Annotated in this window: 15 protein-coding genes and 3 tRNA genes; 7 read left to right on the top strand and 11 right to left on the bottom strand. The window is 46.2% G+C overall.

Going from position 1 to position 20,527, the window contains the following annotated elements; genetic code table 11:
- Window positions 1–301 precede the first annotated feature (301 nt).
- The 3 genes from asnS to purB all read right to left on the bottom strand — a co-directional run bounded on the left by asnS (window position 302) and on the right by purB (window position 5,336).
- Window positions 302–1,699, bottom strand: a complete 1,398-nt coding sequence (asnS, locus tag HMPREF9448_RS11460) for an asparagine--tRNA ligase (RefSeq protein WP_040296184.1) — start codon at window positions 1,697–1,699, stop codon at window positions 302–304.
- Between the two features lie 75 nt (window positions 1,700–1,774).
- A complete protein-coding gene (locus HMPREF9448_RS11465) occupies window positions 1,775–3,025 on the bottom strand; it encodes a pseudouridine synthase (protein WP_008862740.1) in 1,251 nt (416 codons plus the stop codon).
- A gap of 967 nt (window positions 3,026–3,992) precedes the next feature.
- Window positions 3,993–5,336, bottom strand: a complete 1,344-nt coding sequence (purB, locus tag HMPREF9448_RS11470) for an adenylosuccinate lyase (RefSeq protein WP_008862742.1) — start codon at window positions 5,334–5,336, stop codon at window positions 3,993–3,995.
- A gap of 126 nt (window positions 5,337–5,462) precedes the next feature.
- On the opposite strand from purB, the gene HMPREF9448_RS11475 reads away from it, so the two are divergent.
- Together HMPREF9448_RS11475 and HMPREF9448_RS11480 are read left to right on the top strand one after the other, a co-directional pair.
- Window positions 5,463–5,537 (top strand) — tRNA-Val (locus HMPREF9448_RS11475).
- 44 nt (window positions 5,538–5,581) lie between these two features.
- Window positions 5,582–5,656, top strand: a tRNA-Val gene (locus tag HMPREF9448_RS11480).
- A gap of 302 nt (window positions 5,657–5,958) precedes the next feature.
- On the opposite strand, the gene HMPREF9448_RS11485 is transcribed toward HMPREF9448_RS11480, so the two are convergent.
- The 3 genes from HMPREF9448_RS11485 to HMPREF9448_RS11495 form a co-directional block, all read right to left on the bottom strand.
- Window positions 5,959–6,031: transfer RNA gene (locus tag HMPREF9448_RS11485), tRNA-Lys, on the bottom strand.
- A 112-nt stretch (window positions 6,032–6,143) separates the two neighbouring features.
- Window positions 6,144–7,004: an MBL fold metallo-hydrolase gene (locus HMPREF9448_RS11490; RefSeq protein WP_008862743.1), complete on the bottom strand. Its 861-nt coding sequence runs from the start codon at window positions 7,002–7,004 to the stop codon at window positions 6,144–6,146.
- A 365-nt stretch (window positions 7,005–7,369) separates the two neighbouring features.
- A complete protein-coding gene (locus HMPREF9448_RS11495; RefSeq protein ID WP_008862744.1) occupies window positions 7,370–8,077 on the bottom strand; it encodes an SAM-dependent methyltransferase in 708 nt (235 codons plus the stop codon).
- A gap of 84 nt (window positions 8,078–8,161) precedes the next feature.
- Between HMPREF9448_RS11495 and HMPREF9448_RS11500 the strand changes: the two genes are divergently transcribed.
- From HMPREF9448_RS11500 to HMPREF9448_RS11520, 5 genes are all read left to right on the top strand, one after another.
- Window positions 8,162–9,586 carry a methyltransferase RsmF C-terminal domain-like protein gene (locus HMPREF9448_RS11500; protein WP_008862745.1) on the top strand — a complete coding sequence of 475 codons (1,425 nt, stop codon included), beginning with the start codon at window positions 8,162–8,164 and terminating at the stop codon, window positions 9,584–9,586.
- 365 nt (window positions 9,587–9,951) lie between these two features.
- Entirely contained in the window at window positions 9,952–10,404 is a 453-nt protein-coding gene (locus HMPREF9448_RS11505) for a hypothetical protein (RefSeq protein WP_008862746.1), read from the top strand.
- Between the two features lie 287 nt (window positions 10,405–10,691).
- Window positions 10,692–12,782, top strand: coding sequence for an alpha amylase C-terminal domain-containing protein (locus HMPREF9448_RS11510; protein ID WP_008862747.1), 2,091 nt, complete (start codon window positions 10,692–10,694; stop codon window positions 12,780–12,782).
- Between the two features lie 110 nt (window positions 12,783–12,892).
- Complete coding sequence (locus HMPREF9448_RS11515; protein ID WP_008862748.1) at window positions 12,893–13,363, top strand: hypothetical protein; 471 nt, start codon at window positions 12,893–12,895, stop codon at window positions 13,361–13,363.
- A gap of 235 nt (window positions 13,364–13,598) precedes the next feature.
- Window positions 13,599–15,845: an inorganic phosphate transporter gene (locus HMPREF9448_RS11520; RefSeq protein ID WP_008862749.1), complete on the top strand. Its 2,247-nt coding sequence runs from the start codon at window positions 13,599–13,601 to the stop codon at window positions 15,843–15,845.
- A gap of 537 nt (window positions 15,846–16,382) precedes the next feature.
- Here the strand turns inward: HMPREF9448_RS11520 and HMPREF9448_RS11525 are convergent.
- From HMPREF9448_RS11525 to HMPREF9448_RS11545, 5 genes are all read right to left on the bottom strand, one after another.
- A complete protein-coding gene (locus HMPREF9448_RS11525; RefSeq protein ID WP_008862750.1) occupies window positions 16,383–16,862 on the bottom strand; it encodes a gliding motility lipoprotein GldH in 480 nt (159 codons plus the stop codon).
- Between the two features lie 8 nt (window positions 16,863–16,870).
- Window positions 16,871–18,148: a PSP1 domain-containing protein gene (locus HMPREF9448_RS11530; protein ID WP_232297249.1), complete on the bottom strand. Its 1,278-nt coding sequence runs from the start codon at window positions 18,146–18,148 to the stop codon at window positions 16,871–16,873.
- 141 nt (window positions 18,149–18,289) lie between these two features.
- Window positions 18,290–19,831: a ribonuclease Y gene (rny, locus tag HMPREF9448_RS11535; protein ID WP_008862752.1), complete on the bottom strand. Its 1,542-nt coding sequence runs from the start codon at window positions 19,829–19,831 to the stop codon at window positions 18,290–18,292.
- Between the two features lie 93 nt (window positions 19,832–19,924).
- A complete protein-coding gene (locus tag HMPREF9448_RS11540; RefSeq protein ID WP_021890905.1) occupies window positions 19,925–20,236 on the bottom strand; it encodes a cell division protein ZapA in 312 nt (103 codons plus the stop codon).
- A 5-nt stretch (window positions 20,237–20,241) separates the two neighbouring features.
- The gene (locus tag HMPREF9448_RS11545) at window positions 20,242–20,484 is read right to left on the bottom strand and encodes a hypothetical protein (RefSeq protein ID WP_046412375.1); all 243 of its coding nucleotides are present in this window, start codon (window positions 20,482–20,484) and stop codon (window positions 20,242–20,244) included.
- Window positions 20,485–20,527: the final 43 nt, after the last annotated feature.

Raw genomic sequence — 20,527 nt, forward strand, 5'->3', positions numbered from 1 at the left:
TCAAAAACACCCGCAGCAAAGGGAACGGATTAGGGCATCCCCCTCTCCCCCTGCCGTGTCCCGTAGCTTTACGGGGTGTTCCCATAAAGGGATACAAGGAGAGTACCCGCAGGGCGAGGGGATTAAACTTTCAAAAAGCAATATATTGTCTTTCTCAATTCTTCTCCGAAGATATCCGGAATGAGGTTGTCGACAGAGATTCATCTCTAAAATCCAAGTCTATCCTCACAAATTTTCTACTAAATCACAAAACGGGGTTACCTGTAAAGGTAACCCCGTTTAATTATACAAAAAAACCTCTTTAAAACTCTGCGTTTTTCGGTGTACGAGGGAACGGTATCACGTCGCGGATATTGGTCATACCCGTAACGAACAACAGCAACCGTTCGAATCCGAGCCCGAAACCCGAGTGGGGAGCCGTACCGAAACGGCGGGTATCGAGATACCACCACATATCCTTCATCGGGATATGCAACTCTTCGATACGAGCAAGCAACTTATCATAATTTTCCTCACGCTGCGAACCTCCGATAATCTCGCCGATACGGGGGAACAGCACGTCCATCGCCCGAACCGTCTTGCCATCGTCGTTCATTTTCATATAAAAAGCCTTTATCTCTTTCGGATAATCGGTGAGGATAACCGGTTTCTTGAAATGTTCCTCTACCAAGAAACGCTCATGTTCGCTCTGCAAATCGGCGCCCCAATAGACTGGATATTCGAATTTATGGCCCGACTCTTCCAAAATTTTTACACCCTCGGTGTACGGCAACCGCACAAAATCGTTATCCACGACGAACTTCAATCGGTCGATCAATTCCTTGTCGTACATTTGGCATAAAAATTCGAGGTCGTCCTGACAGTGATCGAGCGCATAACGAATCAGGTATTTGAGGAAATCCTCCGCCAAATCCATGTTCTCTCCGATTTCATTGAAAGCGACTTCCGGCTCTACCATCCAAAACTCGGCCAAGTGACGCGGTGTATTCGAATTCTCGGCGCGGAACGTAGGGCCGAACGTATAAATCGCGCCCAAAGACATCGCACCCAATTCACCTTCGAGCTGTCCCGATACAGTGAGGCTGGTAGGTTTGCCGAAGAAATCCTCGCTATAATCCACCGCTCCGTCCTCGGTCTTAGGTACTTGGTTCAAGTCGAGAGTCGTTACTTGAAACATAGCTCCTGCACCTTCGCAGTCGCTACCCGTAATTAACGGAGTATTCAAATAGAAAAATCCCCGATCGTTGAAATATTTGTGAATGGCATAAGCCATATTGTGACGGATACGCAACACTGCTCCAAATGTATTCGTACGAGGACGCAAATGTGCGATTTCCCGTAAAAATTCCAGCGTATGCCCTTTCTTCTGCAACGGATATACATCGGGGTCGGCGCCGCCGTAAAGCTCTATGCTATCGGCCTGTATCTCGGCCTGCTGACCTTTACCTTGCGACTCCACCAATGTACCGATGACACTAATACAAGCACCGGTCGTTATCGGTTTCATCTCCGCTTCCGAAAATTTGGAGAGGTCCACCACGACCTGTATATTTTTAATGGTAGAACCGTCGTTCACGGCAATAAAATTCACATTTTTATTGCCACGGCGCGTACGCACCCAACCCTTTACATTTACTTTTGTCCCGTAAAGAGATGCATCAAATGCATCGACGACTTTGGTTCTTTTCATTGTTTCCATACTTTCCTATATAATTGTACACTTTTTTAAGCATCGCCCCATACGGAGAACCGTTCGGGACGTGATAAACATTTCTTATTCGAATGAACCCATCTGCAACATGTTCACCTCTTGCTGAGTGAGGTAACGCCAACGCCCCCGTTGCAAGTTCTTCTTGGTAAGCCCAGCGAAATAAACCCGGTCGAGTTTAACCACACGATACCCTAAGGCTTCGAAAATACGACGCACGATACGATTCCGACCCGAATGAATCTCGATACCCACTTGGTTCATATCCGTCTCGTTGGCATAACTTACGGCATCGGGCTGTATAGGGCCGTCTTCCAATTCTATACCATCGGCGATTCGTTGCATATCCTCCTCGCTCACATCTCGGTCGAGCCACACATGGTATATCTTTTTCTTGATAAACTTCGGGTGCGTCAGTTTCGATGCAAGGTCGCCATCGTTCGTCAGCAGTAACACACCGGTCGTGTTGCGGTCGAGACGTCCCACCGGATAAATACGTTCGGTACAAGCGTTACGCACGATATCCATCACCGTGAGTCGTCCTTGTGGATCGTCCGATGTAGTCACACAATCCTTAGGTTTATTCAACAATACGTAAATCTTACGTTCCAAAGTCACCACCTTGCCACGGAATGTCACCGTATCATTACGGGTAATCTTCGTTCCCAGTTCGGTCACGGCAACCCCGTTGACCAACACTTCTCCGGCTTGAATAAATTCGTCGGCCTCACGACGGGAACAGATCCCTGCATTAGCCATAAATTTATTCAGACGAATCGGTTCATTCGGATCCACCTCTGGCAATTCATATTCGATGCGCTGCGGGCGGCTGAACACCTTATTATTCCGACGCGATTGCTGGCGATTCTGATTATATCCTCCGCGATTATTATACCCCCGGTTATTATATCCGCCCGGGCGATTGTTTTGCTTCGGATAACGAGGTCTCTCGCTTTCTCCATAAGGCTGCTGAAACCCCTCTCCCACTTCGTTATTACGATTATAATCCTGATTATACCTCGGAGTATTGTTGTAGTTATTGTTCCGACGGTTGTTTCCGTAATTGCCCTGACGGTTATTACTATACCCTCCCTGACGATTACCATAGTTGTTAGGACGCTCGTTACCGTAAGAACGATTTCCTCCATCTCCATAGTTATTGCGGGGATAGTATGGTCTTTCCGCATTCGCACTGTACGAGGAGTGTCCCTCTTCTCCTCCATTTCTTCTGTACTCTACTTTTTCATATCGCTCGGTCGCACCTTCGCGGTTCGACATTCCGATGCGCGGACGCTTAGCTCTTTTTTCGCTTTCCATAGAAATTGTTTGTAATTAAAAATACAAGCCTCTCGGCCTATTAAAAAACATCTGTTATAAATGATAGTTATTTTTTCTCATAAACAAAAATTAGTGCAAACCGAAAGTAAAAACAAATTTACTATCGAGCCGCAGCCTATGTTTGTAAACACGTTGCAAAGATACGAAGGATTTTTCATTTTGCTTCTATTACAATCGAATAAGTTGTTATTTTCTGCTTAAAAAAACAAAAGCTCGGGCCTTTTGTTCGTCCGGCTTGCAAAGAATCTGCCTTACAACCGTTCAAAGCAACAAATACATACTCAATACGGGAATCAGTGGGGTTGTCCTTGCATATTTACCCCCCTCCTCAGAAACGACTGTTTCTTCGGCCTCTCCCCTATCGCTATACGACACAGAGGAGAAGGGTAAAATCTATCCCTGTGCCGAAATGAGAATTACCATTTTAATCTTTTCTTCCTATTGTATCTATGTGGCATTGCCGGACATTTCAGCCCCTTTTTTTTTAGAACAGTGAGGAATTGGAGTGAGATTATTAAAACCTCTTCCCTGCCGTGTCCCGTAGTATTATGGGGTGTTTTGCGACAGCAAAATATAGAGGCGGTGTCCGAAGGACAGAGGGGTTAAATAAAATTATCCGCAACAGAGGAAACATATCAAAGTATCAACACCCTACCTCTGTTCATCGCAGATGAGATAGGGGGAGTGCCCGAAAGGCAAGGGGATTAAGCCTTCAAAAACATAATACATTATCTTTCTCAATCCTTCATCGAAGAGATCGAACTGTTGCTATTGTCAAGAATTTCATCGCTAAAATTCATGTCTATTCCTTCTGATTTTCTACTGAACCCAATACAGAACCGGCATGCGATAAACGTCGAAGGAGAATAAGAGGTTCTCTTATTCTCCTTCGGTTACAAGTCTCATTTCTATTTTTCATCTAATCTTGCGAGGCTTCCCCACCTCATCAAAACCCGGTATATGAGTGAGGAGTTATCTTTCGTAATTCCTCTTTTACCGATTCCGAAACATCGAGCGTATCGATAAATTCCCGTATGGAGTCGGCATTAATTACCGTATTCGTCCGTGTCAAAGCCTTCAAAGTCTCGTACGGATGAGGATAACCCTCCCTCCGCAAAATCGTCTGGATACCTTCGGCTACCACATTCCACATCTGATCGAGATCGCGATATATAGCCGGTTCGTTCAGTAACAATTTATTCAAGCCCTTGATTGTACTATGGAAGGCAATCAACGTATGAGCCAAAGGAACACCCACATTCCGCAACACGGTCGAATCGGTCAAGTCGCGTTGCAAGCGCGAAACCGGCAACTTCGAAGACAAGTGGTCCAGTATGGCATTGGCTATTCCGAGATTCCCCTCCGAATTTTCATAATCGATGGGGTTCACCTTGTGAGGCATTGCCGACGAACCCACTTCTCCCGCTTTGATTTTCTGCTTGAAATACTCCATAGAAATGTATTGCCAGAAGTCCCGGTCGAGATCTATCACAATCGTGTTGATACGACGCAAAGCATCGAACAGAGCGGCGAGATTGTCATAATTCGAAATTTGAGTGGTCCACTCCTCCCGGTCTATCCCCAACCGCTCCTTCAAAAATCTATTCCCGAATGCCGGCCAATCGATATCGGGACAAGCAAAACGATGAGCATTGAAATTACCGGTAGCTCCTCCGAACTTACCGCTCACCGGAACCGATTCGAGCAAAGCCATCTGCCGTTCCAACCGATAGCCAAATACCCGTATCTCTTTCCCCAGACGGGTGGGCGATGCCGGCTGCCCGTGAGTTTTGGCAAGCATGGGAATATCTTTCCATTCCTCGGCATACCGGTTGATAATAGCCAGCATATCTTTCAACACTGGGAAATAACAATCGTGCAAAGCCTCTTTCAACAAAAGAGGAACCGACGTATTATTAATATCCTGTGAAGTCAACCCGAAATGGATAAACTCTTTATAAGCCTCCAAATGCAATTCGTCGAATTTCTCTTTAATAAAATACTCGACAGCCTTCACATCATGATTAGTAACAGACTCTATCGACTTCACTTTTTCGGCATCGGCCTCCGTAAAATCGGTATATATCTTGCGCAACGCCGGGAATAAATCAGGATTTACCTCCGAGAGCTGAGGCAACGGCAATTCGCACAATGCAATGAAATACTCGATTTCGACCCGTACCCTATACCGGATAAGTGCCCATTCCGAAAAATAAAGCGACAAATTTTCCACCTTATTGCGATAGCGGCCATCGACAGGAGATATAGCCGTGAGTGATGATAATTCCATAGTCTTTTATTTGAAATAGAGTACAAAAATACGATTTCCCCGGCAATTTTTACACAATAATTTCATTTTTTGTTTTGCAGATAAAAAAATAGTATTACCTTTGCAACGCTTTTCGGCAAACTATCCGGGCGTTTAGCTCAGCTGGTTTAGAGCATCTGCCTTACAAGCAGAGGGTCGGCGGTTCGAATCCGTCAACGCCCACTATCCCGGATAAAACCCTGTGGGGCGAAAGCCTACGAAAACACGGGCGTTTAGCTCAGCTGGTTTAGAGCATCTGCCTTACAAGCAGAGGGTCGGCGGTTCGAATCCGTCAACGCCCACTATCCCAAAAACAACTATATATGTCCGCACTTGTAAGAATTAGTCTTGCAGGTGTTTTTTGTTTTATGGCAAAGCCTACTCTTTACCATACATACAGAGGATGCAGCCTACCATTTGCATATTAGGCAAAAAAATGGGTCAGTAAAAATTTAGTGGGGATTATCCTTGTATATTTTCTCCCATATATAGCTAACACAGTTCTCCGTAATACTACGGGATATAGGGGGAGGGAGATACATCACTCTGTTCCTGTTATCGAATTTTTACAAAAAAAACGCCTGCATTTCTGCAAGCGCTTCTGTGACCCCGGAGGGACTCGAACCCTCGACCCAATGATTAAGAGTCATTTGCTCTACCAACTGAGCTACGGAGTCGACTTCTTAAATGGAACGGGTGCAAAGGTAACTCTTTTCGAGAAACCGGCAAACGATTATTCAAAAAAATTTCTCGCAACCACTATTTTTGACACTCCGGCAAACGATTCGGCTATCCAAGACAGTCATCTTCTCCCGAAACCGCACTTTCCCAATCCATTCTTTCCGACTCTTCAAACGTATAAAGCTCCGATGGGTGATTACGGGTAAGTGCCACCAACTCCACATCTTTACCCACTCGTATGCCTTCCTCGTAAAGTCGGTTTTCCACCGTCTTATAAGCCAGTTCAGGGTGATTGTTATCCCCGCTGAGATGACATAGAAAAATATTTCGCAAAGCCGGCGTATAGATTCGAGCCAAATATTCGGCCGTACGGGCATTGTCCATATGGCCGCTATCGGCAAGAATACGTCTCTGCAAATGAAGAGGATAAGAACCGTTACGCAACATCGCCTCATCGTAATTCGATTCGATGACCAGATAATTAGCTTGCCGCAAATATTTATCTGCCGTAGGGGTGATATGCCCCAAATCGGTCGCAAAAGCAAAATACAAATTCCCGTAAGAAATAAAAAAGCCTACGTTGTCGCTCCCGTCATGGGGTACTTCGAAGGCTGTAATCGTAAAATCCTTGATCTTGAACGGAATCTCTTTTACAATAGGCCGATGAGCGCTGTAAATTTTATCGACCATACAATAATTACGATTCATTCCGTTCTTGATGGCCTCGGTGGTATAAATGGGTATGCCGTATTTTTCGCCTAATGTCCCTGCCGCCTTGATATGGTCGGCATGGTCGTGGGTAATGCACAAAGCAACGATTTTTTCAAAAGGGATACCATACTCTTTCAAAACCTTCTTGATCGTCCGCACACCCTTGCCGGCATCGATCAGTATGCCATACTCCTCGTTTCCCAGATAATAACAATTGCCGCTACTGCCGCTGGCAAGGCTTAGAAATTGTAAGCTCATATCCTTTTTTCTCCTCGGGGCACAAAGATAGCTTTTTAACGGCACAATTGAAAATTATCGAAGGTAAGATATTTAGAATCCGTTTAAATTTCTTCGATCTCCGACGAAGCACAAAGGCAAAAAAACGATTCTGCCAATAGAGATTGTCCTTTAACTCCTCCCCTGCCGTGTCCCGTAGCCTTACGGGGTGTTTTACAACGCAAAATATAGAGGAGGTGTCCACAAGACGGAGGGGTTGAAAAGAATAACCACAGCAGAGAGAGCGGATTAGGGCATCCCCCCTCTTCCCCGTATTTCCGCAAGGAAATATAAGGGGGAATACCCGCAAGGCGAGGGGTTAAACTCTATAATCAAAGGGAAAAACCCTACTTATAAAGTAAAAAAATGGCAGGGGTTTTCTGATAATCATACTTCGTCTTCGCCCACTCACCCAACGAGAGCGTACGAATACTTTCATCAGGGCAAGAAATATCCGCCGCCACGCACAACCTCGTATGGGGGCGACAGGCACGCACCAAATCCTCTATCATCTTATGATTACGATAAGGCGTTTCGATAAATATCTGCGTCTGCCCCTCGGCATATACCCGTTGTTCGAGCTGCTTGATTCTCTTTATCCGTTCTCCCGCCTCGATAGGCAGATAACCCTGAAAAGCGAAACTCTGCCCGTTGAATCCCGAAGCCATCAGCGACATCAATATCGACGAAGGGCCCACCAATGGAACCACAGGCAAATGTTCCCGCTGGGCAATCGCCACCACATCGGCCCCCGGGTCGGCCACAGCCGGGCAACCGGCCTCCGAAATCACGCCTGTCGCATATCCCTGCCGCAACGGTTCGAGAAATCCCGACACCTCCGTCGCCTCCGTGTGACGGTTCAATTCATAAAACGTCAAGTCGTCGATACAAATATCGGGATTCGATTTTTTGAGAAACCGTCGGGCCGAACGCACATTCTCTACGATAAAGTGACGTATCCCGGCTATTACTTCGCGGTTATAAGAAGGTAGCACCTGCTCGACTGGTGTATCGCCCAGAGGAACAGGAATCAGATATAATGCGGTTTTGAGCATACAAATTCGATTTATCGGCAAAACCCATTTTCACCGTTCGACAAAAATAGGTATTTTTGCCCAAAGAGAAAAACAGAAACTGTTATGACAGACCTGCCTGCCCCATTTATCGAACGCACCCGCCGATTACTCGGCGACGACTATCCCCGCTTTGCCGAGTCGCTCGAATCGGAATCTCCGACAAGCATACGGCTCAACCCTTTGAAAAGCACTCCGACAGGCACGATAGGCGATCCGGTTCTCTGGGCTCGACATGGGTTCTATCTCTCTTCCCGGCCAACGTTTACCTTCGACCCCCGGCTTCACGCCGGAGTCTACTACGTACAAGAAGCGGCATCGATGTTCCTCAATCGGGTAATACGGCAATACGTTCATGAGCCGGTCCGTTATCTCGACCTTTGTGCCGCTCCCGGCGGAAAATCGACCGATGCCGTTGCGTCGCTCCCGGTCGGCAGTTTAATCGTCAGCAACGAAGTCATACCCAACCGGGCGCATATCCTCGCCGAAAACATTGTCAAATGGGGATCGCCCTATTGCATAGTCACCCGCAACGAAGCCTCGGCATTCGGCGCACTCGAAAAATACTTCGACATCATTGCCGCCGATGTCCCTTGTTCGGGAGAAGGCATGTTCCGCAAAGACCCCGCCGCCATCACCGAGTGGTCTGCGGCGAATGTGGCGCATTGCGCCGAACGACAGCGCACCATTCTCACCGATGTGTGGAATGCTCTACGCCCCGGCGGATTGTTCATTTACAGCACCTGTACCTACAACACCGAAGAAAACGAGGAGATGATCGGTTTCCTCCGAAAAAAGTTCGGGGCCATACCTCTCACAGTCGATATCGACCCAGCTTGGAACATAACGCCTGCACTCGTTGGCGATCTGCCCGCCTATCGCTTCATGCCCCACCGTACCCGGGGCGAAGGTCTCTTTATGGCAATCCTTCGGAAACCGGGCGAACCCGGTGAAACTCGACGAGTGGCTCTCCTCTCGACAGCCGAAAAGACAGAGAAACGCAACAAAAAAAATAAAACACCCCGAATAGCTATACCCGATGAATGGAGGCTTCTCGTTGCCAACCCCGACCGCTATACATTCATATCCGACGAAGAGAAAATTATCGCTATCCCGGCCGAGTATACAACCGATTATAAACTCCTCAACCGGCATCTCGACCTGTTGCATGCCGGTATCACCGTAGCCACGCTCAAAGGAAAAGACTACGTGCCGCATATCTCGCTGGCACTCTCCACAGCCTTCGATACGAACCAAGTCGTCCACTACGAGGCCTCCCTCGACACAGCCCTCGCCTACCTCCGACGAGAAAGCCTCTTCCTGCCCACCGACTTACCCCGAGGATATATACTTGTCACCTATGAAGGATTTCCCCTCGGCTGGGCAAAACATCTTGGCAACCGAACCAACAACCTCTACCCGCAAGAGTGGAGAATCCGTAGCGGATATACGCCCGATACTCCGTTCGAATTGAACATCGCACCGAAATAACGACATAAATCTTCTCTCGGACTTCCCCTCTGGCACTGCGTGCCACCTCCCCTATTGCTGACGCCACAAAGAGGAGGAGGAAAACACATACCTCTCTGTTCCTGTCATCAAAAGTATTAACACTTCTCCCCTGTGTTTTGCACAGCAAAATATAAAGGAGAGACAGAGGAGCGGTAGCGACGATGAGAGGGGTTAGAAATACTACATCATTCTTGCTTATGGTATTGAAAAACGACATCTCATCAGTCTGCTTCTATCGGACATATCCCTTCCTCCCTACTTTTACCCGATACCGATCGGGTAAAAAAATTCAATCATGCCATAAAATGCGAATGCCCCGACCATACATTTGCCTCAAAAAAAGTATGGAAACACAAGAACAGAAATTCACCCGGGAACTGGCAAATAGCCGTATGCAAATAGAACTGTTACGCAATCAAGTATTGCTGCGTTATTACGCACAATTGCTCGAACTCGATATTATGCAGCATCCCAAAGAAGTGAAAACGCTCATGAGCAGCATTAACACCCTCGAACGTTATGCTCGCAAATACACCCCCAAAGACTCTGCCGAGGTTACTCCCGTCTCTAACGAAATCCAACCGATGACAAACGGGAAAGAAACGGCAACAAACACAGTTCCACACGAAGGAGAAAAAACCGAAACTATTGAACCGAAAAAAATACAGAATACGGCTGTCGCAAAACCCACCCCACATACGCCGGTCGAACCGCCACACCTCTCATCAGTGACAAATTTCCCCGAAGGAATAAAGATAAAGAAAGTTGTCCATCGAAGTAAAACACACCGAAAATAACCTCCGGGGGAAACACAAAGTCGATTTTTCGACCACACGGTCGTCTCCGGCATCAATTTTCATATATTTAAACTTACCGAATACAAAAAGCACATTCGATATAAAAATAAATAAACTTGTTTGTTCTGCGCTCGACTTTCATTATATTTGCACGTGATGCAAAGGAAATCGAGCCCGGCCGTGCAAAAAATTTTCACATCGGGTCATTTGTTTTTTCTTTGTACAGAAACAACGGGCAGAAGCAGTAACTGCATCGCTCTTTATATTCCTCCTTAAAATACAGCCCTATGAAAACTCTGAAACTGATAAAAAACGACCCGTGGCTGGCTCCCTATAAACAGGCTATCGAAGGCCGGCACAATCGTGCCGTGGAAAAAATTTCGGAACTAACCGGAGGAACAGGAAACCTTTCCGATTTTGCCGACGGCTATCTTTACTTCGGATTACATAAAGAAAACGGCCACTGGGTATTTCGGGAGTGGGCGCCCAATGCCAATGCTATCTATTTGATAGGAAACTTCTCGAACTGGAAAGAACGCCCCGAATATCGGTTATTAGCCATCGGCAGAGGAGTATGGGAAATAAAACTTCCACTCGATACGTTACACCATCTCGACTTTTACAAACTATCTGTACACTGGCCCGGAGGACAAGGAGAACGCATTCCGGCTTGGGCCACGAGAGTCGTGCAAGACCCCGAAACATATATCTTCTCGGCACAAATTTGGGATCCCGAAAAGCCTTTCGTTTTTTCAAAAAAGCCGTTTCGCCCCCAAACCTCCCCGCTGCTGATTTACGAATGTCACATCGGTATGGCGCAACAAGAAGAAAAAGTTGGCAGTTATACCGAATTTAAAGAAAAGATACTTCCCCGCATTGTTGCCGACGGATACAACGCCATACAAATCATGGCTATACAAGAGCACCCCTATTACGGTTCTTTCGGGTATCACGTATCCAGTTTCTTCGCCCCGTCGTCCCGCTTCGGGACACCCGACGAATTGAAATCGCTCATCGACGAAGCTCATAAAATGGGAATAGCCGTCATTATGGACATCGTACACTCTCACGCTGTCAAGAACGAAGTCGAAGGGTTAGGTCGATTCGATGGCTCGTACAACCAATACTTTTACGGCGACCACCGGCGAGAGCACCCCGCTTGGGACTCTTTGTGTTTCGACTATGGAAAAAACGATGTAATCCACTTCTTGCTCTCCAACTGCAAATACTGGCTCGACGAATTCAGGTTCGATGGTTTCCGGTTCGACGGCGTCACCTCGATGCTCTATTACAACCACGGTTTGGGACAGGCTTTCGGTTCGTACGACGACTATTACAACGGAGGGCAGGACGACAACGCCATCGTTTATCTCACTCTGGCCAATGAACTCATTCACCAAGTAAATCCGCGGGCGATAACCATCGCCGAAGAAATGAGCGGAATGCCGGGATTAGCAGCGAAATTCAACGACGGAGGAATAGGGTTCGATTACCGAATGGCTATGGGAATACCCGATTTCTGGATAAAGACCATTAAAGAGAAAAAAGACGAGGACTGGAAACCCACGGCCATATTTTGGGAACTGACCAATCGGCGTTCCGATGAAAAGACCATCAATTATGCCGAGAGCCACGACCAAGCACTGGTCGGCGATAAAACCATTATTTTCCGGCTCATCGACGACGTCATGTATTGGCACATGAGCAAGGGAGATACCAATCTGATCGTAGATCGAGGCATGGCCCTGCATAAAATGATACGGCTGGTAACCCTCTCGACCATCAACGGCGGTTACCTCAACTTCATGGGAAATGAATTCGGCCACCCCGAATGGATCGATTTTCCGCGTCAAGGAAACGGCTGGTCCTATAAATACGCCCGTCGGCAATGGGACCTCGTAGACCGAAACGATTTGAAATATCAATACCTCGGAGCCTTCGACGAAGCCATGATTCACATCATAAGCCAAAAGAAAAAATTCGAACGAACCCCTATTGTCAAACTCTGTGAAAACGACGGAGACCAAGTACTCGCATTCCTGCGCGACGATCTGCTTTTCGTATTCAACTTCCACCCGTTCAAATCCTTCAACGGATACGGCATTTTGGCCCCGACAGGAGAATACGAACACATACTCAGTAGCGACGATCCTGCATTCGGAGGATACGGACTCATCGATATGAAAGTGAAACACCTCACCCGACACGATCCGTTATTCGAAAAAGACAACAAAGAATGGCTCATGCTCTACCTCCCGGCACGGACAGCTCAGATTTTAAGATGGAAAAAGCCCGAACCCGGAGAAACGAAGAATGCAAGTAAATCGAAAAAATCGGCAGGTTCGATAAAAAAAGAGAATAAAAGCAAAAAGAAATAGTCCATCGACAATCCGTTTAGATATGGAAAAGCGTAATAAATGCAAAGCTCGAAATGCAGTAATTCACACAATTGGCATTTATTAAGTAGTAATCTTTCATTCGGAAGCTCATGAAAAAAATACTTGGAACGCTACTGATACTCACAAATATCGTGATATTCTCCGGTTGTACTTTTATTAACGAAGAAGAAAAATTCAATCCGGTCGCTTTGAAAATCGAAAGTACAGATTTGGCACAAACGACCCGAGACGAATATACGATACCGGCGGGAGGAGGGCAGCTAACTGTTTATAGTGCAGAAGAAAAAAATCCTTTTTGCCTCGTCAACTGGTTCGAAGTAAACGGTGTGGAATGCTACCTGAACGGAGTAGAAAATGATTTATACAACGACAGGGCAGACTATTCCTACGACTGGGGAGAAATTATCATCTCATCGGCCACTCTACCGGTCAAAAACAATATTACAATTCGTCCGAATCTTTCCGGGAAAGAGAGGAAAATTCGCATAGGACTCAACTGTTTCAAATACGATTATAGAATTCTGGATATAATCCAACGTTCTAATGAAAGCAAACCTTAACGAGCTTTACAAAATCGAGTTACGACGAAGATAGTCTATTGAGAAAGCCATGATACCGAAAGTAATCGAACAATTACCGAGGACATTTTTGCCTCTTACAGAATCTCCTGCTCGAATTTCCGGCACTCCACCGACGAAAATCGAAGAAAAGAAACAAGATAGATACATGTTTGTAACGCTTCTGTAACATCAATATCGTTTCTTTGCGAGTGAAAAAACATGCAAATTGGACATTATGGAAACGTTCTATCTGATCATCGTTATTTTTATCTTTCTCATCGCCATTTTCGATTTATCGGTGGGAGTCAGTAACGATGCCGTCAACTTCCTCAATTCGGCTATCGGGGCAAAAGCAGCCCCCTTCAAAGTAATTATGGCGGTCGCCGCAATAGGAATCTTTGTAGGAGCCTCCATGTCGAACGGTATGATGGATATCGCACGGCATGGAATATATCAGCCCCAATATTTCTACATGAACGAAATCATGAGTATCTTGTTGGCGGTCATGCTCACAGATGTAGTTTTACTCGACATATTCAATACGATGGGACTTCCCACATCGACCACCGTATCGATGATATTCGCATTGTTAGGCGGCACATTTGCTTTGGCTATCGTGAAAACGATAAATAGCGCAGGAGCCTTGCAAATGGGAGACCTCATCAATACAGACAAAGCTCTGCAAGTAATCGTAGCCATTTTCGTATCCGTAGCCATCGCCTTCTTCTTTGGTGTTTTGGTACAATACATCGCCCGCTTGATTTTCAAATTCAATTACCAGAAACAGTTAAAATACTTCGGTGCGCTGTTCGGCGGATTCGCGGCTACCTCCATCATCTATTTCATACTTATCAAGGGATTAAAAGAGTCCACGCTGATGACTCCCGAAAACCGCCAATGGATTCACGACAACACACAAATACTTTTAGGCTGTTGCTTCCTATGCACGACAATACTCATGCAAGTACTCATGTGGTGTCGCATAAACATTTTGAAAATAGTCGTCTTGTTGGGAACTTTTGCTCTGGCATTAGCTTTTGCGGGAAATGACTTAGTCAACTTTATCGGTATGCCTTTGGCCGGTTATTCGACCTACCACGACTACATCGCCAACAGCAACGGCGTCAGTCCCGATCAGTACTTGATGACCTCTCTTCTCGATTCGGCTTCAACGCCTTCCATATTCCTCATCGGTTCAGGTATAATTATGGTTGTCGCCCTGCTCACCTCCAAAAAAGCACATAACGTAATCAAAACCTCTCTCGACCTATCCCGTCAGGAAGCCGGAGAAGAAAGTTTCGGGACTTCTCCCATCGCTCGTAAATTGGTGCGCATGACAACAAATACATCTTCTTTTATTGTCAATAACATACCGCCCAAAGCCAGAACTTGGCTCAACGCCCGATTCGACAAAGACGAAGTCATACTCGAACACGGTGCGGCATTCGACTTAATTAGAGCCTCGGTAAATTTGGTGCTTGCCAGCTTGTTGATCGCATTGGGAACCTCGTTGAAACTACCCCTATCCACTACCTATGTCACCTTTATGGTTGCTATGGGTACGTCTCTTGCCGACAAGGCTTGGGGACGCGATAGTGCCGTTTACCGTATCACCGGAGTCATCTCCGTTATCGGAGGTTGGTTTCTCACGGCCGGAGCCGCTTTTTTGATTTGTTTTACAGTGACGATGATTGTCTATTTCGGAGGTAGTATCGCTATTATCCTGTTGGGAGCATTAGCCGCTTATATGCTCATACACAGCCAAATATCATACAATAAAAAACTAAAACAAGAAAAAAACAGCTCGCTGGCACAACAGATGGTCGCCAACAAAGACAAGCAAGAAGCACTTGTCTTATTGAGAAAATTCAGCCGGGAAGAATTCGCCAAAGTCCTCGAATGGAGTGCCGACCTATATCATCGAGTCACCACCGGTTTCCTCAACGAAAGTTACAGAACCCTGCGCAAAGCGATGGGCGATATAGAAACGGAACGGCGATACTTCAAACAAGTAAAACGTTTGGGAACCATAGGAGTCTCCCACTTGAATGACAAAGTAGGATTAGAAAAAGGTCTCTATTATTTTCAAGGGAACGATTTCTCTTACGACATTATCCACTCCATAAAAAGGACCTGCGAACCTTGTTTGGAACATACCGACAATAATTTCAATCCTTTGGAGCAAAGTCAGAAAGACAGCTTTGGAGAGATAGCGCAATCGATCGTATCGTTCTTGGAGGAAAGCCGGCAATCGATCGAAAAAGATGCGTTCGGAGATCTTGCCGCCCTCTACAATCAAGGGAATATACTCATCAATCAATTAGGTGTACTCAAACGGGAAGAAATACGTCACATGCGGGAACAAGTCTCCTACATCAAAGTAGGAATCGTTTACCTCACTGTCATTCAAGAATCCCAAAATGTAGTAGCTTATACGATAAACCTGTTGAAAATGAATCAAAAATTTCAGGAAGGGAATTAACAATCATATAAAGTCTCAATTTGCATCTTTTAATTTTTGAGAACTTGGGTTGCCTTTTGCGGGAGTAAAGGGCAACTCTCTTTTTATAGACAAAAATAGGGCTTATCATTTCTGAATATGCCCTATCGGTTATAACGACTCTGTCGATAATTTAGCAAGGATATGACTCCGTGGTAAATCAGGAGGAGTTATGTTTTTTACCCATCTAACCCCTCTCCTCAGAAACTGTCGTTTCTGAGGTCTCTCCCCTATTGCTAACGCAACTCCCCGAATGCTACGGAACACGGCAAGGGAGAAGGGTAAATGTAATCCTTCTCTTTCGATAAAATAATGTGGCAGAAAGGTATTAAACCTCCTCTGTGTGGAGCAGCCATATAGGGAAGGTGGCACGCAGTGACGGAGGGGTTAAAATCCGCAACAGAGGAATCGTATCAACCTCATCGATGAGTCCGAAATGTGATTATTTACAAAGAATTCATCTCTAAAATTCAAGTCTATCCCCACGGGGGCTACCGAATCTTACGCTTCGATTTCGTTTTATTTTTCTTCATGAGGAACGATACGAATCCCCACGTCGGAGATACCTCTGATACGATCGTCCCGCATAGCTTGTTGCACAGTGAAGACATGTTCCTTCTCGCCCGAAAAGCGGAAATCGTCATTCAGCAAAACCTCCTGCTGATAATAAGAGCCCCAACCTCCGCCCGACCATCGTCCGAACTCATCGGCCAATTCACAATTTACCGTATCGGTTTTCAAAACTCCGCCCTCGTCGTTGTAAGAAACGAAAAGCCACAAATTCCTATACGTATAATCTCCGTTATGCCGCAGAAACAAATAGACATCATACCGGTTCACGGTATCGGGAACTTCCGGTGTAAAGCGTTGTACGTCCCGTTTGAACCAGCCGTTTTTAGGAAGGGTATTAAACTCGTTATACACATCGGTTCGCCCGCAGGAGACCGTGCCTCCCAGTAAAAGACAAACGATACCTGTATTTACCAAGTTCCTCCACATACGCCCATCTATTCTTTCTTATCGGAAGCGGCAGGTTTAGACGAAATGTTTTCACTACCGTTGCGAGCAGCCACCGTATGGTTGCCATTGTCATTTCCGCCCTTTTTATTTCCATCACGGGAAGCCTTGTTCTGGTTCCGATTGTTATTATTAGAACGGTTATTCCGTTCGCCCGACTGTTGACGACGGTTGTTATTACCTCCGTTATTATTCCGTTTTTTATTTTTCTTCGCCTTATCGAAGCGAGTCAAACTATCTTGTCCCACCACGTCTTCGAAATCGCGACGTTCGGGAGCACGAGCTCCTGCTTCCGACTCCAATGTATCGGGCTTTATTCCTTTCTTATTCAAAGCGATTACCTCGAATACCCTATCGGCAGAAATCGTTACCAAATTGGCGGCAATAGACTTATCGGTCGAATAAGTCATCTCACGTTTGAAAATATCGGTTTTGAAGTGATAATAGGTATTCATCTTCGTTTCCAACGGAATCTCTCGCGATGGTAACCGCTTCTGGGCTTCCACGTATGCATCGGCCTCATAATTCAAGCAACATTTCAATTTGGCACATTGTCCGGCCAACTTTTGAGGATTGAGGGCTATATCTTGGAAACGGGCAGCACTGGTCGCTACCGAGACAAAGTTGGTCATCCAACCCGAACAGCACAATTGACGGCCACAGGGTCCCAAGCCCCCGATACGTCCGGCCTCCTGACGCGCCCCGATCTGCTTCATCTCGATACGCACCCTGAACGCTTCGGCCAACACTTTAATCAACTGGCGAAAATCGACCCGCTCGTCGGCAATGTAATAGAAGATGGCCTTATTACCGTCTCCCTGATATTCGACATCGCCGATCTTCATATTCAAATGCAAATCTTCGGCAATCTTGCGGGCTCGAATCATCGTATCATGCTCTTTCGCCTTAGCTTCTTCGAATTTTTCCAAGTCATTGGGTTTGGCTTTCCGATAGACACGCTTTAACTCAGGATTATCGATCTTTACATTGTTCTTTTTCATCTGTATCAAGACCAAACGCCCGGTGAGAGTAACCTCACCGATATCATGACCGGGCGAAGCCTCGACAGCGACCAAATCGCCGGGAGCGAGTTTGATATGAGTTGTATTACGGTAATATCCTTTTCGGGTATTTTTGAAACGCACCTCGACCAAATCGGTATCGTCGTGCGATTCGGGAATATCGGACAGCCAGTCGTAGACTTCCAATTTCGCACCTTTCCGACGACAAGCGCACGGGTCGAGTTGTGTTTTTTCCGACGGATTCATCGTATTGTTATCGTTTGTATTATCCATTTCGAATTTGTCGTTAACAAGAACAAAGCCATAGATCGTACACGAATTTCATTCGGGTAACGCCCTACGGCCTCGTCATTCGTTTTTAAAGTGGAGCGGTATGGCGTCTCCTTGTTATTTGGCGAAACTTACAGCCCGAGTTTCCCGGATAACGGTAATCTTCACCTGACCGGGATAAGTCATCTCGTCTTGAATACGTTTTGCAATTTCAGTCGACAAGTTTTCGGTTTCGGCATCGCCTATCTTGTCGGCTCCGACAATCACTCGCAATTCACGGCCGGCCTGTATGGCATAAGTCTTCAACACGCCCGGATAAGACAGAGCCAACTGTTCGAGATCGTTCAACCGTTTGATGTAAGCCTCAACGATTTCGCGACGGGCGCCGGGACGAGCTCCCGAAATAGCATCGCACACTTGTACGATAGGAGCCAACAGACTGGTCATTTCGGTTTCGTCGTGGTGAGCTCCGATAGCATTACAAATGTCGGGCTTTTCCTTATATTTCTCCGCCAACTTCATGCCTAGCAACGCATGCGGCAATTCGGGTTCCTCATCGGGCACTTTACCTATATCGTGCAACAAACCGGCCCGACGGGCTTTCTTGGGATTCAAACCGAGTTCCGAAGCCATAACGGCACAAAGGTTCGCCGTTTCACGAGAGTGTTGCAGCAAGTTCTGCCCGTAGGAAGAACGGTATTTCATTTTACCCACCAGACGAATCAATTCGGGATGCAGACCGTGCACGCCTAAATCAATGGCAGTGCGTTTACCGGTCTCGATGATTTCTTCCTCGATCTGTTTACGCACTTTGGCAACCACCTCTTCGATACGTGCCGGGTGGATTCGGCCGTCGGTTACCAACTGATGCAAGGCCAAACGGGCGATTTCACGGCGAACGGGATCAAAAGCCGAAAGCACAATGGCTTCGGGGGTATCGTCCACGATAATTTCCACCCCGGTAGCCGCTTCGAGAGCTCGGATATTACGACCTTCACGCCCGATAATCCGGCCCTTGATTTCATCGGATTCGATATGGAATACCGTAACCGAGTTTTCGATAGCCGTTTCGGTCGCTACCCGTTGGATACTTTGTATCACGATACGTTTCGCTTCCTTGTTGGCCGTCATTTTGGCATCGTCCATGATGTCGTTGATATAAGAAGCTGCCTGCGTCTTGGCTTCTTCCTTCAAAGATTCTACCAAACGTTCTTTCGCTTCTTCGGCAGAGATTCCCGAAAGGTGTTCAAGCCGTTCCACTTCGGACTTATGGAGTTTTTCCAGTTCTTGTTTTTTCTTCTCTACCATTTCGAGCTGAGTATCGAGGTTGGCGCGAATGGCATCGGTCTCACTTTTCTTCTTTTGCAGATCTTGTTGCTGCTGGGAAAGCTGCATTTCCCGTTGTTTCAGTTTAGCCTCGGCCGACTGTATCTTGGCATTGCGGGCATTCGCCTGCTTTTCCATTTCGGCTTTCATGTGGATAAACTTCTCTTTCACTTCGAGCAGCTTGTTTTTCTTAATTACTTCGGCTTCTTTTTCGGCCTCTTCCAAAATCGTTTTCGACCGAGTCGCCAGCAGATAGCGGTTCACCAAAAAGACAACAAGCCCCCCTATGACCAAACCGCCAATTACTGAAAAAATCAATAGTATGTAATTCATCTTTTCTAAATTATAGTTATAAAAAAAGCACTACCAACCTGTCCTTTCGAAGGACCTGTCGCAGTGCAGGAATTATCTCTCTTTTCCGTACCGTTATTCTCCGGTATGTCCGTCTAATATCTTCGCAGCCTCGGCTTCAAGTTTTCTTAAATCGGCCAGCAAGGTTTTACGGTCTTGTACCATTTCACAGTACAATCGAGCCATCTCTACCGCCACCATCGCCATCATAGATTCCGAATCCATCAATCCGTCTTTATACTTGTCCTTATAAAAAGCCCAACGCTTGTTGAACAAGTCGGCAGCATCTCTCCAATATTTTTCGTCCGCTCCATAATCGACCCGCAAGGCTAACGGGGTTTTCAGATCGGCGATCCTCAGAGTTATTTTTAATTTATCATCGTTCATAGCATCTATTCGTTCAAGAGTGAGATGCATTTATCGATTTCCCGCACTAATCTGGCAAACCTGACTTTTGTTTCTTCGGTACTCGAACCATCTTGCCCCGCAACCGTCTTCGAGAGTTTCAAATTTCCATATCTTTTCTCCAACTCTTCGTACTTACTTTGCAAAGCTTGCATCTCTTGTTTCTGATGCATCAACTGCTCTTTCAAAATACCGTTTTCGTTCTCGAAAGCCTTACATAAATCACTCATAGCATGAAACTTAGCAATCAGTGAATCTATTATGTCTTTCGAA

Origin of the sequence: Barnesiella intestinihominis YIT 11860 (genome assembly GCF_000296465.1) — a bacterium.
GTDB lineage: Bacteria > Bacteroidota > Bacteroidia > Bacteroidales > Barnesiellaceae > Barnesiella > Barnesiella intestinihominis.

Bases quoted from the DNA above. Each gene is read 5' to 3' on its own strand.
- asnS (WP_040296184.1), bottom strand. From the start codon at position 1,699: ATGGAAACAATGAAAAGAACCAAAGTCGTCGATGCATTTGATGCATCT.
- HMPREF9448_RS11465 (WP_008862740.1), bottom strand. From the start codon at position 3,025: ATGGAAAGCGAAAAAAGAGCTAAGCGTCCGCGCATCGGAATGTCGAAC.
- purB (WP_008862742.1), bottom strand. From the start codon at position 5,336: ATGGAATTATCATCACTCACGGCTATATCTCCTGTCGATGGCCGCTAT.
- HMPREF9448_RS11490 (WP_008862743.1), bottom strand. From the start codon at position 7,004: ATGAGCTTACAATTTCTAAGCCTTGCCAGCGGCAGTAGCGGCAATTGT.
- HMPREF9448_RS11495 (WP_008862744.1), bottom strand. From the start codon at position 8,077: ATGCTCAAAACCGCATTATATCTGATTCCTGTTCCTCTGGGCGATACA.
- HMPREF9448_RS11500 (WP_008862745.1), top strand. From the start codon at position 8,162: ATGACAGACCTGCCTGCCCCATTTATCGAACGCACCCGCCGATTACTC.
- HMPREF9448_RS11505 (WP_008862746.1), top strand. From the start codon at position 9,952: ATGGAAACACAAGAACAGAAATTCACCCGGGAACTGGCAAATAGCCGT.
- HMPREF9448_RS11510 (WP_008862747.1), top strand. From the start codon at position 10,692: ATGAAAACTCTGAAACTGATAAAAAACGACCCGTGGCTGGCTCCCTAT.
- HMPREF9448_RS11515 (WP_008862748.1), top strand. From the start codon at position 12,893: ATGAAAAAAATACTTGGAACGCTACTGATACTCACAAATATCGTGATA.
- HMPREF9448_RS11520 (WP_008862749.1), top strand. From the start codon at position 13,599: ATGGAAACGTTCTATCTGATCATCGTTATTTTTATCTTTCTCATCGCC.
- HMPREF9448_RS11525 (WP_008862750.1), bottom strand. From the start codon at position 16,862: ATGTGGAGGAACTTGGTAAATACAGGTATCGTTTGTCTTTTACTGGGA.
- HMPREF9448_RS11530 (WP_232297249.1), bottom strand. From the start codon at position 18,148: ATGAATCCGTCGGAAAAAACACAACTCGACCCGTGCGCTTGTCGTCGG.
- rny (WP_008862752.1), bottom strand. From the start codon at position 19,831: ATGAATTACATACTATTGATTTTTTCAGTAATTGGCGGTTTGGTCATA.
- HMPREF9448_RS11540 (WP_021890905.1), bottom strand. From the start codon at position 20,236: ATGAACGATGATAAATTAAAAATAACTCTGAGGATCGCCGATCTGAAA.
- HMPREF9448_RS11545 (WP_046412375.1), bottom strand. From the start codon at position 20,484: ATGAGTGATTTATGTAAGGCTTTCGAGAACGAAAACGGTATTTTGAAA.